We start from the raw sequence: 14531 nt of genomic DNA on the forward strand, positions 1-14531 counted from the left end.
ATCCCCCTCAGCGCGCCGGAATCCGGCTCTGCGCCCAGCGCTGGAGCCGGTTGACGGCGAAGATGATGACGAAGGAGACGACGAGCATCACGACCGCAATCGCAGTCGCATCGGCGTAGCGGAATTCGGAGAGACGGATCACGATCAAGAGCGGCGCGATCTCCGAGACGTTCGGCAGATTACCCGCGATGAAGATGATCGAACCGTATTCGCCGACCGCGCGGGCGAAGGCGAGCGCAAGCCCCGTGAGCAGCGCCGGCGCGAGCGAGGGCAGGATCACGCGGATGATGGTCTGCCAGCGGCTGGCGCCGAGGCTGCCCGCGGCCTCCTCGATCTCGGGGTCGAGATCCTGCAGCACCGGCTGCACCGTGCGGACCACGAAGGGGATACCGATGAAGATCATGGCGACGAAGATGCCGACCGGCGTGAACGCCACCTTGATGCCGAGCGCGGCCAGTGGTGCGCCCAGCCAACCCTTCTCGGCGAACAGCGAGCTCAGCGCGACGCCTGCAACCGCCGTCGGCAGCGCGAAGGGCACGTCGACGATGGCATCGAAGATGCGCCGGCCGGGAAAGCGGTAGCGCACCAGCGCCCAGACGATGATGCTGCCCATCACCAGATTGACACAGGCCGCCGCGAAGGCGAGCCCGAACGAGACTCGCAGCGCGTTCAGGGTGCGGCGACTGGAGAGGATGTTCCAGAACTGCTCGGGACTGAGCTCGAGCGATTTCAAGAACAGCCCGGCGAGCGGAATCAGGATGATGACGGACAGCCAGGACAGCGTCAGTCCCATCGTGAGACCGAAGCCCGGCAATGTCCGGCGTCGTGCTGCGATTGCGCTCACCAGGCCCCCTGCTAAAGCCGCCTAAGACAGCGCCCGATCAGTTCTTGTAGATCTGATCGAAGACACCGCCATCGGCGAAATGCTCTTTCTGCGCCTTGGTCCAACCACCAAAAACGTCGTCGATGGTGAATAGTTCGACCTTGGCGAAGGAATTTTCATACTTCTTGGCGATCTCGGCGTCGCGCGGGCGATAGAAATTGCGCGCGGCGATCTCTTGCCCTTCCTTGGTATACCAGAACTGGAGATAGGCTTCAGCCACGCCGCGGGTGCCCTTCTTGTCGACGACCTTGTCGACCACCGCAACTGGCGGCTCCGCAAGGATGGATTGGCGCGGCGCGACGATCTCGAACTTCTCCGGGCCAAATTCCTTCAAGGCGAGGTAGGCCTCGTTCTCCCAGGCCAGCAGCACGTCGCCGACGCCGCGCTCGACGAACGTCACGGTCGAACCGCGCGCGCCGGTGTCGAGGACCGGCACCTGCTGGTAGAGCTTGGCGATGAAGTCCTTGGCCTTGTCGGCCGAACCGAATTTCTTCTCAGCGTAGCCCCAGGCCGCGAGATAATTCCATCGCGCGCCACCTGATGTCTTCGGGTTCGGCGTGATGACGGCGACGCCCGGCTTGATCAGGTCATCCCAGTCCTTGATGCCTTTCGGATTACCCTTGCGGACCAGGAACACGATGGTCGACGTATAGGGCGACGAATTCTGCGGGAGGCGCTTCTGCCAGTCGGCCGCGGTCAATCCCTTGGCCGCGATCGCATCGATGTCGTAAGCGAGCGCGAGCGTCACCACGTCCGCCGGCAGGCCGTCGATGACGCTGCGCGAGGACGCGCCCGAACCGTTATGCGACTGCTTGATCTCGACGCTCTTGCCGGTTTCCTTCTGATAGGCGGTTGCGAATGCCTTGTTGAAGTCGACATAGAGCTCACGCGTCGGATCATACGACACGTTCAAAAGATTGATGTCAGCGGCGAGAGCCGAGCTTGCCAGCAAGCCTGTCACGAGCAATCCTGCCGCGAGCGGAACGATACGGCGCATCATGTCCATCTCCATTCGCCTCGACGACTTCAGCGTCGTCGATGGCCTGCGCGCATAACTCAAGGTGAAACGCGTTCAAGTCAACGGAACCGGATTTTCTTGTTTGAACGCGCGCAACCAGACTGTGCTACGAAGTCTTCATCGTGTGGATGCCGCATTCTGTCTTCGCCCGGCCGCGCCAGCGACCTGCGCGCGCATCCTCGCCCTCGGCTGTTCTGCTCGTGCAAGGCATACACCCAACTGACAGGAAACCGGACGCAGCCAACGGATGACGCGGCAATTTGGCGCGGACGAAGATCGCCTCGAGCTCCTCGCGCGAGACATTGGCGAACGGATTGAACTTCAGCCGCGCACCATCTTCCTCGACCACGGGAATATCGGTGCGCGCATGGCCCTGAAAGCGCTTACGGCCGTTGAGCCAGGCATCGAACGGTTTTAGCGCACGCGCCAGCGGCTCCACTTTGCGAATACGGCAACAGGCATCGGGATCGGAGAACCAGAGGTCGCGATCGGGATCCTCGCGCGACAGCGTTTCCTCCGCCGGCCTGATCGAGCGAACGTCCTTCAGGCCGAGCGCCTCGATCAGGGTATCGCGATAGGCCAGCGTCTCCTCGAACAGCCAACCGGTGTCGAGGAAGATCACGGGGATCGCGGGATCGACATCCGTCATCACCTTGAGCAACGTCGCCGATTCCGTCCCGAACGACGACACCAGCGCCAGCTTCTCGCGCCCGACCGTCTTCAGCGCCGCGGCGATGATCTCTGCGGGCGAAGCATCGCGCAAGGCGCGATCAAGCTCCGCCGCGGAAGGCAGCGTAGCGACCGGCGTCGACGAAACCTGAGGCGCGATGGCGTTCACGTGCCGACACCTTCGGAGTGACGCAGTTGCATGCGCCGGTGCAGCGCCGTGATGCGGCCATCGCCGGTCGGCTGGTAGAACACCGAATAGCGCTTCGCGGTCTGCATGAAGGCTTCCGCGTCAGCCTGCTTCTTGACTTCGAAGGAATCGAAGCCGGCGCGCAGCATGAACACGAACTGGTCGCGCAGCACCTGCCCGGTCGCGCGCAGCTCGCCGCGGTAGTTGTAACGCTCGCGCAGCAGCCGCGCCTGGCTATAAGCGCGTCCGTCGCGGAAGCTCGGGAACACCAGCGCGACCGCGGCGACCTTGCCGAGATACGGCACGAGCTCGGCGATGTCGCGGTTGTTCGGCCAGATCACGCCGACCTTGCCGGCACGCTTGAGCAATGCCTCGGCATCACTCAGGAAGCGCTCGGCCGGCACCAGGATGTCACCGCTCTCAGGCAGCGGCGTGTCGACGGCCAGCTTGACGAAACTATCGTCGACGATTTTTCCGCCGTTAACGAGTGGCATAGACGCGCTCCTTGAAGGGTTCGACGCCGAGCCGCTTCACCGTGTCGATGAACAGCTCTTCGGGCCGCTCGCGCAGAGCAAGATAGGCCTCCACGACGTCTTCGATGACGTCGGCGACCTCGTCGAACTTGACGCCGGGGCCGATCAGATTGCCGAGCGCGGCGCCCTCGTCGGCACGACCGCCGATGGTGATCTGGTAGACCTCCTCGCCGTTCTTCTCGACGCCGAGAATGCCGATATGGCCGACATGGTGGTGGCCGCAGGCATTGATGCAGCCGGAGATGTTGATGTGGAGGCGGCCGATCAGATTGGCCAGCTCGTGGTTGGCAAAACGCCGCGTCAGCTCCTGCGCGATCGGGATCGACCGCGCATTGGCCAGCGAGCAATAGTCCAGACCCGGGCAGGCGATGATGTCCGTGATCAGATTGACGTTCGGCGTCGCCAGGCCGAGCTTGTCGAGCGCCTTCCACAGCGCCGGCAAATCGCGCTTGGCGACGTGCGGCAACGCCAGGTTCTGCTCGTGGCCGACGCGGATTTCGCCGAACGAATATTTGTCGGCGAGATCGGCCAGCGCGTCCATCTGCTCAGCGGTGGCATCGCCCGGAGGCTTGCCGATCGGCTTCAGCGAGATGGTGACGATGGAATAGCCCTGCACCTTGTGCGGCGCGACCGAGTTCTTGCGCCATGCCTCGAAGTCCGCGTCTGCGGCGGCCTGCCGCAGCTCGTCCGGCATGTGCGGCAGCTTCTCGTAAGCGGGATAGGTGAAGCGCGAGCGGATGTCCTCGATCACTTCATCGTCGATCTGGAGCGAGGAGTTGCGGATCTGCTGCCACTCCTCCTCGACCTCGCGCGAGAATTTCTCGATGCCAAGCTCGTGCACCAGGATCTTGATGCGCGCCTTGTAGATGTTGTCGCGGCGGCCATACTGATTGTAGACGCGCAGGATCGCCTCGATATAACTGAGGATATCGCGGCCGTGCACGAAGTGCTTGATGGTCTTGCCGATGAACGGCGTGCGGCCGAGACCACCGCCGACCAGCACCTCGAAGCCGGTCTCGCCCTTCTCGTCCTTGATAAGCTTCAGGCCGATGTCGTGGATCTTGATCGCGGCGCGGTCATGGTCCGACGCGGTGATCGCGATCTTGAACTTGCGGGGCAGGAACGAGAATTCCGGATGCAGCGTGGTGTGCTGGCGGATCAGCTCCGACCAGATGCGGGGATCCTCGATCTCGCCGGGCGCGACGCCGGCCCACTGGTCCGAGGTGACGTTGCGCATGTTGTTGCCGGAGGTCTGCATCGCATGGATGCCGACCTTGGCAAGATCTTCCAGCGCGTCCGGCAGCTCGGCGAGCTTGATCCAGTTGAACTGAATGTTCTGACGCGTGGTGAAATGGCCGTAGCCGCGGTCGTATTTGCGCGCGACATGAGCCAGTGCCCGCAACTGGTTCGTCGCCAGCGTGCCGTAGGGAATCGCGACACGGAACATGTAGGCGTGCAGTTGCAGATAGACACCGTTCTGGAGGCGCAGGATCTTGAACTCATCCTCGGTGAGCTCGCCGGAAAGGCGGCGCTTCACCTGGTCGCGGAACTCCGAGACGCGCTCGTTGACGAGCGTGCGGTCGATTTCGTCGTAAGCGTACATCAGCGAATGCCTTAAACTTGGGCCGACTGACCGATGGTCACGCCGGTGCGGCGGATCTGTTCGCGCAGATTGCCGGGTTCGATCTTGCCGTCCGCACCGACCTGCACCGGGGCGATATAAGGACCGATCGCGCCGACGTCATCGGCGACCGACTCCGCAAGCAACGCCTTGGCTTCGTCGGAGTTGCGCACGATCGCGGCTTCCGAGAGGTCCGCGGACCAGCTCTTGGCAGCCGTGCGGTACACCACGATGCCGTCCCAGGTGCGGTTGGCGGTCACGACCGAGGGACCGGCGATTTTGATCTTCTTCTGTTCGAGCGGGGAGGTCATTCGGCTGCATCCAATAGGTCAGAGATGATGTGTTTGGGTGTCTGGCGGCGAAGCGAACCGGCATGCCGGACCACGTCGCCGATGATGAGGATGGCGGGACCACCATGGGTCCGTCGCACCAGTTCAGGCAGGTCGCGCAGCGTGCCGATCGCGCCTTGCGCCTCCGGACGCGTGACGCGGGCGAACACGCCGACCGGCGTCTCCGGCGAGCGGCCGGCGGCGAACAGGCCTTCCCGGATCGCGGGCGCAGCGGTCATGCCCATGTAGACCACGACGGTCATTCTGGTGTCGGTCAGCGACGACCAGTCCACGGCTTGCGCGTCGCGCGCCTTGTGCGCGGTGAGGAAGGTGATGCGGGTCGCTTCATGACGGTAGGTGAGCGGCACCTCGAAATCAGCGGCACCGCCGAGGCCAGCGGTGATGCCGGGAATGATCGAATAGGCGATGCCGGCGGCGCGCAGCGCTTCCACCTCTTCGCCACCGCGGCCGAACACGAAGGGGTCGCCGCCCTTGAGACGCACGACGCGCTGGCCGGCTTGCGCCGCCTCGATCATGCGCTTGTTGATGGCGTCCTGGCCGATGCCGGGCTTGCCGACGCGGCGGCCGACCGGCACGCGCGTGGTGTCGCGGCGGATGCGGTCTAGGATCTCGGGCGAGACCAGCTCGTCATGGAAGACGATGTCGGCATCCTGCAACGCGCGCAGCGCCTTGATGGTGAGAAGATCGGGATCGCCGGGGCCGGCGCCGACCAGCGCGACAAAACCTTCCGGCTTGTCCGCGCGCGCGAAATCCGAGGGATCGGCAATCGCCTTGAGCGCAGCGTCCGCCTCGCCTTTGCGCCCCGCGAGCACGGCAGCCCCGATCGGGCCGTCGATGACGCGCTCCCAGAACCGGCGGCGCAGCGGAAACTCGGCGATGCGCTCGTTGATGGATTTGCGGAAGCCGCCGATGAACTCGGCGAGCTCGCCGATGCGCGCCGGCAGCAGCGCCTCGATCTTCTCGCGCACGCGACGCGCCACCACCGGCGAGGTGCCGCCGGTGCCAATCGCGACGACGACATCGCCGCGATCGACGATGGCCGGGAAGATGAAGCTGGAGTGTTCGAGGTCGTCCATGACGTTGACGGGCAGGCCGAGCGATTTTGCCCGCGCGGACATCGCCACGCCGACATCGCCCGCGCCCGCGCAAACGACGGCAATGACGCCCGAGAGATCAGCGGTCAGCGGATCGGCGGCCGTGATCTCAATACGCGCGGCGTCTTCGGCGCCAAGACCCAGATCGTGATTGCCGTCGATCGCATGCACGCGGAGGCGCGCGCCGGCAGCGGCGAGCACGCGCAGTTTTGCGCGCAACAGCTCACCCGCGCCGATGAGGACCACCGGACCGGCCTTGAGATCGAGGAACACGGGCAAGAACCGCATGCGATACTCGTTTCCCCACATCCGGGGTTGACTGGAATTATTTTCTATATATGTGTCGTTTCGAGCGCGCAAAGAGAAAATTTTTTCTTCTCTTCTGCACCGCAACTATAGAAAATTCGCCTCCAAACGCAAAGTGGCAGAGATGCATCTTCTCGAGGGCAATTCCGGTGCAGATGGACGGGACTCCCGCGCGCCCGTTTCCGAGCAAATTCCGGTCGGGCTGACCGCCCCCAGCATGGACCATCTGGACCAACTTGAGGCGCAGAGCATCTACATCTTGCGCGAGGCCTTTGCCCGTCTGAAGAAGATCGCCCTGCTGTGGTCGCTCGGCAAGGACTCCAACGTCATGATCTGGCTGGCGCGGAAAGCCTTCTTCGGCCGCGTGCCGTTCCCGGCCCTCCATGTCGACACCGGCAAGAAGTTTCCCGAGATGTACCGCTTCCGCGATCATTACGGGAAGGAGTGGGATCTCGACCTGCGCGTCGAGCCCTGCCCGCCCATCGATGCCGTCGACCCAACGCTGCCGCCGGCTGCCCGTTCCGCCGCGCGCAAGACCGAAGGGCTCAAGATGGCACTCGGCAAGTACGGCTTTGACGGCCTGATCGCCGGCATTCGCCGCGACGAGGAAGCCACCCGCGCCAAGGAGCGTGTGTTCTCGCCGCGCGGCCTCGAAGGCAATTGGGACGTGCGCGACCAGCCGCCGGAGTTCTGGGATCATTTCAACGCATCGCCGCCGCAGGGCGCGCATTTACGCATCCATCCGATCCTGCATTGGACCGAGGCCGACATCTGGGCCTACACCAAGCGCGAGAACATCCCGATCATCCCCCTCTATCTGGCCAAGGACGGCAAGCGCTATCGCTCGCTGGGCGACCAGGACATCACCAATCCGGTCGCGTCAAACGCATCGACCATCGACGAGATCCTGGCCGAGCTCGAGCAGACCAAGGTGCCGGAGCGCGCCGGCCGCGCGCTCGACCACGAGACCGAGGACGCTTTCGAGCGCCTGCGCGTCGCCGGCTATCTCTGATCAAGGACGCATCGCGGTCATGAACATGCTCGTCACTCCCACTTCGCCCTCCGCGTCTATGCCAAATGGCACAACGCGACCGCAGGTCCGCATCGTCATCGTCGGCCATGTCGACCACGGCAAGTCGACGCTGGTCGGCCGCCTGCTGCATGAGACCGGCAGCCTGCCCGACGGCAAGCTCGAAATGCTCAAAGCCGTCAGCGCGCGGCGCGGCATGCCGTTTGAATGGTCGTTCCTGCTCGACGCGTTGCAGACCGAGCGCGACCAGGGCATCACCATCGACACCACGCAGATCCGCTTCCGCACCAATTCGCGCGACATCGTGCTGATCGACGCGCCCGGCCACGCCGAATTCCTGCGCAACATGATCACCGGGGCGTCGCAGGCCGATGGCGCGGTGCTGATCATCGACGCGCTCGAAGGCGTGCGCGACCAGACGCGGCGGCATGGCTATCTGTTGCATCTGCTCGGCGTGAAGCAGGTCGCGGTCGTCGTCAACAAGATGGACCGCGTCGATTTCTCCCCCGATCGGTTCAAGGAGATCAGCGACGAGATTTCCGCGCATCTCAACGGCCTCGGCGTGAAGCCGACGGCTGTGATCCCGATTTCCGCGCGCGATGGCGACGGCGTTGCCGAGCACACCGGCCGCACCGGCTGGTACAAGGGATCGACGGTGATCGAGGCGCTTGATCGGCTCGAGCCCGCGCGGCCGCTGGAGGCGCTGGCGCTGCGGCTGCCGGTGCAGGCGATCTACAAGTTCGACGACCGCCGCATCGTTGCCGGCCGGATCGAATCCGGCAGCCTCGTCGCGGGCGACGAGATCGTGATCATGCCGGCCGGCAAGATCGCCAGGATCAAGACGGTCGAGAGCTGGCCGGAGACTCCGGTCGCGAGCCGGCAAGGAGCGGGCCGCTCGGTCGGCATCACGCTCGACCGCGAATTGTTCATCGAGCGCGGCGACATCATCGCGCATGCCGACGCCGCCCCGCGCGAGACGCGGCGGCTGCGCGCGCGGATCTTCTGGCTGCACGACAAGCCGCTCGCCAAGGGCGACCAGTTGCTGGTCCGCTGCGGGCCGAAGGAAAGCCGCGCCACCGTCGTCGCCATCGAAAAGGCGGTTGATCCAGGTGAACTCTCCAGCAGCGAGAACAAGGCGATCGGCCGCAACCATGTCGGCGAGATCGACATCTCCCTGTCGAACCCGATCGCGACCGATCCCTACACCGAGAATCCGCGCACCGGCCGCCTGGTGATCGAGGTCTCCGGGCGTATCGCCGGCGGCGGCCTTGTGCTGTCGGTCGATGCCGGCCAGCGCGCCGTGCCGGTCGACATCGTGCCGGTGGAATCCGCGCTGCGGCCGGACGAGCGCTCGGCGCGCTATCGCCACAACGGCGCGGTGGTCTGGCTGACCGGCCTGCCCGGCTCGGGCAAGTCCACGCTGGCGCGGGCGCTCGAGCGGCGGCTGTTCGGCAATGGCGGCTCGCCGATTCTGCTCGATGGCGACACGTTGCGCGCCGGGCTGAACAGTGATCTCGGCTTCTCGCCGAAGGATCGCGCCGAGAATATCCGCCGCCTCGCCGAGGTTGCGACCCATCTCGCGCGCAACGGCCATATCGCGATCGTCGCCGCGGTGTCCCCGTCGGCCGCCGACCGTGCGGCAGCCCGCCGCATCGCAGACAGCGCATTCCGCGAAATCTACGTCGCGACCCCGGCCGAGGTCTGCGAGATCCGCGATCCCAAGGGCCACTACGCCAAGGCTCGCTCGGGCGGATTGCCGTCCTTTACCGGCATCACCAATGACTACCAGCCGCCGACCGGCAACGAACTGACCATCGACACCTCGAACCGCTCGGTCAGTGATGCCACCGACGAGATCGAGCGGATGCTGGCCGCGACCGGCGTTCTGTTCGACGAACTGACCGACCTCGCCGCGAATATCTGACTCACCTGTCATCGCCCGGAAGGCCGGGATTCCAGTGTTCCAGAGTCAGCCGTGATCGAGCCGATGGGCCGCGGCGTACCGGACGTCCCCGCTTGAAGCGGGCATGACGGCGGTGTCGGCCGGCTATTCCGCCGCGCGTCGGCTCCCGATCGCTTGCCGAACCATCCCCGGCGACTGCCCGGTGACGCGCTTGAACGCGCGGCTGAACGCTGCCTGTGACGCATAGCCAAGCCGTTGGGCGATCACATCGATCGGTTGACGTTCATGCTCGATCCACTGTGTCGCGAGGCGCATGCGCAGTTCGGCAAGATAGCGCAAGGGCGATTGCCCGGTCGTTGTCTGGAAGCGTTCGGCGAACAGCGAGCGTGAGCACCCTGCCTCCGCCGCCAATTCGGCCACCGTCCAGTTACGGCCAGGCGCGCGATGCAGCGCACCGATGGCGCGGCCGAGACGCGGATCACGTAACGCCCCGAACCAACCGGCGGCATTGTTGTCGCCGCATTCGACCCAGCCACGCACGATTGACGCGGCGAGCACATCGGCGAGCCGCGCCATGACGCCAACCGAACCGGTTCGCGGTGTGCAAGTCTCCCGCTCCATGGCTTTCAGCATCGGTTCGATTTCCGGCTGCCGCGCAAGCAATGTATCGGCCCGCATGACTTCGGGCATCAAGGCGATGAGCGGACGCATGCCGCCAAGATCGAAATTCATGCAGGCGCTGAAGACCAGAACCGACTCGTCATGCGGGCATCCTGCAGGACAGGCCGATGTCACATCGACATTGCCGCACAGGGTCTTGGTCTCGAAACGGTCGACGTCGCAGCTCGGCTCATCCGGAGCCGAGACGAGATCGTGCGCGCCGCCGCGCGGCAGGAAAATCGCGTCACCGCATCCAAGGGGAAGCAGCATCGCATCGGCGTAGCGCAGGAGCGCCGTGCCATGCGCAACGAAGTGGAATTGCGCGCGTCCATGTGGCGTTTCAAACCGCAGACCAAAGGGTGCCCGCGCCTCGACCCGACGATAGCGAACCCCCTCCAGCCGCATGCCGAGCAACAATTCGCTCACGAGGTCGACCGCAGGGTCTGTCGTATCGGCGGCAGGCGATCTGGACGAACGATCAAACATTCGGGCGTTTATGGCATAGATTGTCCAAAGCCTCCAGCCTATGTCTGCGGCAGTGCAGCATAAGATGGAAGTTTCGGTCCATGGATCAAGAAGTGAACCCCGTTCTGGCGCACACCGATGTGGTGACGCTGCTGCCGGGCGAAGTCGCGCTGACGGCCATTGACCAGCCCGTCAAGCCGGAACAACCCACGCTCGAAAACCCCGCGCTGTTAGAACCTTCCTGGCGCGGAGTGACCGCGATGATGCTGGGCGTCACCGCCCTTCTGACGGCGGAGTTCCTGCCATCTGGCCTGTTGACGCCGATAGCGCGCGATCTCGGCGTGAGTCCGGGCCTTGCCGGTCAGGCGGTGACGGCGACCTCGCTGGCCGGGCTGGTCGGCGCATTGTTCACGCCGACACTGACACGTAGTTTCAATCGAAAGCCGGTGCTGCTCAGTTTTTCGATTCTGCTGGTCATATCCAATCTGCTGGTGGCGCTGGCGCCGAACATCACGTTCCTCCTGACGGCGCGGATCGTGCTCGGCCTCGCCATTGGCGGCTTTTGGGCGATGGCGGCGGCGACGACGATCAGGCTGGTGCCGCCATCGCTGGTTCCACGGGCCTTGTCGATCGTGATGAGCGGCATTCCCGCCGCCATGATCATAGCCGTTCCCCTTGGCAGTTATCTCGGCGAGGTCGCGGGCTGGCGGTCCGTGTTCCTGCTGGCAACCGCATTTGGCGCGGCGGTGTTCGTCGTCCAGGCGATGGTCTTGCCGCGTTTGGCTCCGAAGGGCGAGGCCGGGCTCGGCACTCTGATCGACATCCTCGCTCGACCGGGGATCGGCGCCGGCATATTAGCGGCGACATTGGTTTTCACCGGGCATTTCGGCTATTTCGGCTACATCCGTCCATTCCTTGAAAGCGTGACCGGCCTTGGTGCGGCCGGGGTGGCGGTGACGTTGCTTGCCTTCGGCATCGCCAATTACCTCGGCTCCTTCGTGAGCGGGCTGATGGCCGAGCGCAATCTCAAGCTCACGCTGATCGCGATGCCGCTCATGATCAGCGTGCTCGGTCTGTTGCTCTCGGTCTTTGGTGCTGCCGTCATTCCCGCTCTCGCGCTGGTCGCACTCTGGGGGTTCGCCTTCAGCGGCGTACCGGTGGCGACGACGACATGGATCACCCGCATGGTGCCCGACGAGACCGAAAGCGGGACCGGCTTGACGGTGGCCTCGATCTTCCTCGGCATCACAATGGGCGCAGCCGGCGGCGGACTTGTCCTCGATGTGGTGGGCGCACCGGCCGTGTTTGTGGCGGGCGCAATTCCCTTGGTGATCGCTGTATTGCTGATCGCCGCCAAAGTACGGACCAGGCCCCTCTGACCTCGCCTCGGAGAGATTGGCTCCGGCGTTCGCAAATTCCGCGCGGCGGCCCAGAGCGAGGCGTATGACCGTAACCAAGTGGTACGGGAAAGGGGGCCTTCTCAGAGCCGTGCCTTTAGGGCTAAAAGGGCCGTGAACGCGGCCCTTTTGGCGCGTTTTTTGCTGATTTCTTCGAAAACAGCTCCGAAACGCCCATTTCTTTGAGAAAGCCCATCATGACTCGTGTCGATGCCCATGGATTGAAGATCGCCCCTGTCCTGTTTGACTTCATCGCCAAGGAAGCGGCCCCGAAAACCGGGATCGCGCCGGATGCGTTCTGGGCCGGCGTTGCCGCCATCATCAAGGATTTGGGGCCGAAGAACCGCGCGCTGCTGGCGGTGCGCGACACGCTCCAGGCCAAGATCGACGACTGGCATCGCGCCAACAAAGGTAAGGCGTTCGACCTCGACGCCTATACCACGTTCCTGAAAGAGATCGGCTATCTCGTCCCCGAGCCGGCGACGCAGGAGGTCGAGACCGCCAATGTCGACGAGGAGATCGGCAAGATCTGCGGCCCGCAGCTGGTCGTGCCGCTCACCAACGCGCGCTACGCGCTGAACGCGGCGAATGCGCGCTGGGGCTCGCTCTATGATGCCTTCTACGGCACCGACGCGATCCCGCATGATCCATCCGAAAGCGGCAAGGGTTACAACAAGGCGCGCGGCGACAAGGTGATCGCCAAGGCCAAGGCATTCCTAGACGCGGCCGTGCCGCTCGCGACCGGCAGCCACACCGACGTCACCGCCTATAGCGTCGTTGCGGGCCAGCTCGCAGTGAAGCTGAAGAGCGGCAATGCCACCGCGCTGAAGAACGCCGCGCAATTCGCCGGCTTCCAGGGCGATGCCGCTGCGCCATCAGCGGTGCTGCTCGTCAACAACGGCCTGCATGTCGAGGTAAAGATCGATCGCAACAGCACGATCGGCAAGGACGATCCGGCCGGCGTCGCCGACATGATCATGGAGGCCGCGGTCTCGACCATTCTCGACATGGAAGACTCCGTCGCCGCGGTCGACGCCGAGGACAAGGTGCTGGTCTATCGCAACACGCTCGGTCTGATGAACGGGACCCTGTCGGCCGATTTCGAGAAGGGTGGCAAGACGCTGACGCGCTCGCTCAACGCCGACCGTTCCTACAAGACGCCTGACGGCAAGGGCGAGGTGAAGCTGCACGGCCGCAGCCTGCTCCTGATGCGCAATTGCGGTCACCACATGTTCACCGACGCGGTGCTGGACGAGGCCGGCGAGGAAGTGCCGGAGGGCCTGCTCGATGCCGCCGTGTCTGGGCTTCTTGCCATTCATGATCTGAAAGGCAACTCCAAGGTCAAGAACAGCCGCACGGGATCGGCCTACATCGTCAAGCCGAAGATGCACGGCCCGGACGAGGTGTCGCTGACCTGCGAGATCTTCGATCGCGTCGAGAAGATGCTGGGCCTTCCCGAGAACACGCTCAAGGTCGGCATCATGGACGAGGAGCGGCGCACCACCGTCAACCTCAAGGCCTGCATCCAGCGCGCCTCCAAGCGCATCATGTTCATCAACACCGGCTTCCTCGACCGCACCGGCGACGAGATCCACACCTCGATGGAGGCGGGTCCGATGATCCGCAAGAACGAGATGAAGGCGCAGGCCTGGATCAAGGCCTATGAGGACTGGAACGTCGACATGGGCCTGATCGATGGTCTGCCCGGCCATGCCCAGATCGGCAAGGGCATGTGGGCCGCGCCCGACAAGATGGCGGACATGCTGCAACAGAAGCTCGCGCATCCGCAGGCCGGCGCCACCACCGCCTGGGTGCCATCGCCGACAGCCGCGACCCTGCACGCGCTGCACTACCACCAGGTCAACGTCATCGCGCGCCAGCAGGAGCTGACCAAAGGCGGGCCTCGGGCGAAGCTATCCGACATCCTCACCATTCCGGTGTCGAAGTCGAACTGGGCGCCCGACGACGTCAAGCAGGAGATCGACAACAACTGCCAGGGCATTCTGGGTTATGTCGTACGCTGGATCGACCAGGGCGTCGGCTGCTCCAAGGTGCCTGACATTCACGACGTCGGCCTGATGGAAGACCGCGCGACGTTGCGCATCTCCAGCCAGCATCTCGCCAACTGGCTGCACCAGGGCGTGATCACCGAAGCGCAGGTGATGGAGTCGCTCAAGCGCATGGCCGTCGTCGTCGACAAGCAGAACGCGGGCGATGCGATCTACAAGCCGATGGCGCCCGCCTTCGACGGCGTCGCCTTCAAGGCCGCCTGCGACCTCATCTTCAAGGGGCGCGAGCAGCCGAACGGCTACACCGAGTACATCCTCACCGCCCGCCGCCGCGAGGCCAAGGCGGCCGGCTGAGCGCGAACACGCGAACTTCAAAAGCCCCGGCTCGCGCCGGGGCTTTTTTGTC

The 14531-nt window shown here is 64.5% G+C and carries 12 protein-coding genes; 4 read left to right on the plus strand and 8 right to left on the minus strand.

The features are described 5' to 3' along the window. Positions 1 to 7 precede the first annotated feature (7 nt). From cysT to cysG, 7 genes are all read right to left on the minus strand, one after another. Positions 8 to 844, minus strand: coding sequence for a sulfate ABC transporter permease subunit CysT (gene cysT / locus HYH08_RS07275; protein ID WP_220009086.1), 837 nt, complete (start codon positions 842 to 844; stop codon positions 8 to 10). Between the two features lie 37 nt (positions 845 to 881). Continuing rightward, positions 882 to 1895, minus strand: a complete 1014-nt coding sequence (locus HYH08_RS07280; protein WP_220009087.1) for a sulfate ABC transporter substrate-binding protein — start codon at positions 1893 to 1895, stop codon at positions 882 to 884. A gap of 112 nt (positions 1896 to 2007) precedes the next feature. Next, positions 2008 to 2739, minus strand: a complete 732-nt coding sequence (locus tag HYH08_RS07285; protein ID WP_220009088.1) for a phosphoadenylyl-sulfate reductase — start codon at positions 2737 to 2739, stop codon at positions 2008 to 2010. After that, positions 2736 to 3251 (minus strand): DUF934 domain-containing protein, encoded by a 516-nt coding sequence (locus tag HYH08_RS07290; RefSeq protein ID WP_220009089.1) that lies wholly within the window; start codon positions 3249 to 3251, stop codon positions 2736 to 2738. The genes HYH08_RS07285 and HYH08_RS07290 overlap by 4 nt, the downstream gene beginning before the upstream one ends. Then, the gene (locus tag HYH08_RS07295; RefSeq protein ID WP_220009090.1) at positions 3238 to 4893 is read right to left on the minus strand and encodes a nitrite/sulfite reductase; all 1656 of its coding nucleotides are present in this window, start codon (positions 4891 to 4893) and stop codon (positions 3238 to 3240) included. The genes HYH08_RS07290 and HYH08_RS07295 overlap by 14 nt, the downstream gene beginning before the upstream one ends. 11 nt (positions 4894 to 4904) lie before the next feature. Continuing rightward, positions 4905 to 5222: a DUF2849 domain-containing protein gene (locus HYH08_RS07300; protein WP_220009091.1), complete on the minus strand. Its 318-nt coding sequence runs from the start codon at positions 5220 to 5222 to the stop codon at positions 4905 to 4907. Next, positions 5219 to 6643: a siroheme synthase CysG gene (cysG, locus tag HYH08_RS07305; RefSeq protein ID WP_220009092.1), complete on the minus strand. Its 1425-nt coding sequence runs from the start codon at positions 6641 to 6643 to the stop codon at positions 5219 to 5221. The genes HYH08_RS07300 and cysG overlap by 4 nt, the downstream gene beginning before the upstream one ends. Before the next feature lie 235 nt (positions 6644 to 6878). Here cysG and cysD point away from each other — a divergent pair, with 235 nt between their 5' ends. Beyond that, on the plus strand, positions 6879 to 7673 hold the full coding sequence (gene cysD, locus HYH08_RS07310) for a sulfate adenylyltransferase subunit CysD (RefSeq protein WP_220009390.1): 795 nt from the start codon (positions 6879 to 6881) through the stop codon (positions 7671 to 7673). 19 nt (positions 7674 to 7692) lie between these two features. Further along, positions 7693 to 9615, plus strand: coding sequence for an adenylyl-sulfate kinase (gene cysC, locus HYH08_RS07315; RefSeq protein ID WP_220009093.1), 1923 nt, complete (start codon positions 7693 to 7695; stop codon positions 9613 to 9615). Between the two features lie 123 nt (positions 9616 to 9738). Here the strand turns inward: cysC and HYH08_RS07320 are convergent, their stop codons facing one another. Next, positions 9739 to 10740, minus strand: coding sequence for an AraC family transcriptional regulator (locus HYH08_RS07320; RefSeq protein WP_220009094.1), 1002 nt, complete (start codon positions 10738 to 10740; stop codon positions 9739 to 9741). A gap of 80 nt (positions 10741 to 10820) precedes the next feature. Between HYH08_RS07320 and HYH08_RS07325 the strand changes: the two genes are divergently transcribed. Together HYH08_RS07325 and HYH08_RS07330 are read left to right on the plus strand one after the other, a co-directional pair. Then, positions 10821 to 12098, plus strand: coding sequence for an MFS transporter (locus HYH08_RS07325; RefSeq protein WP_220009095.1), 1278 nt, complete (start codon positions 10821 to 10823; stop codon positions 12096 to 12098). 215 nt (positions 12099 to 12313) lie between these two features. Then, positions 12314 to 14479, plus strand: coding sequence for a malate synthase G (locus HYH08_RS07330; RefSeq protein ID WP_220009096.1), 2166 nt, complete (start codon positions 12314 to 12316; stop codon positions 14477 to 14479). Positions 14480 to 14531 lie beyond the last annotated feature (52 nt).

The sequence above is a fragment of the Bradyrhizobium sp. BR 10289 genome, assembly GCF_019455385.1.
GTDB lineage: Bacteria > Pseudomonadota > Alphaproteobacteria > Rhizobiales > Xanthobacteraceae > Bradyrhizobium.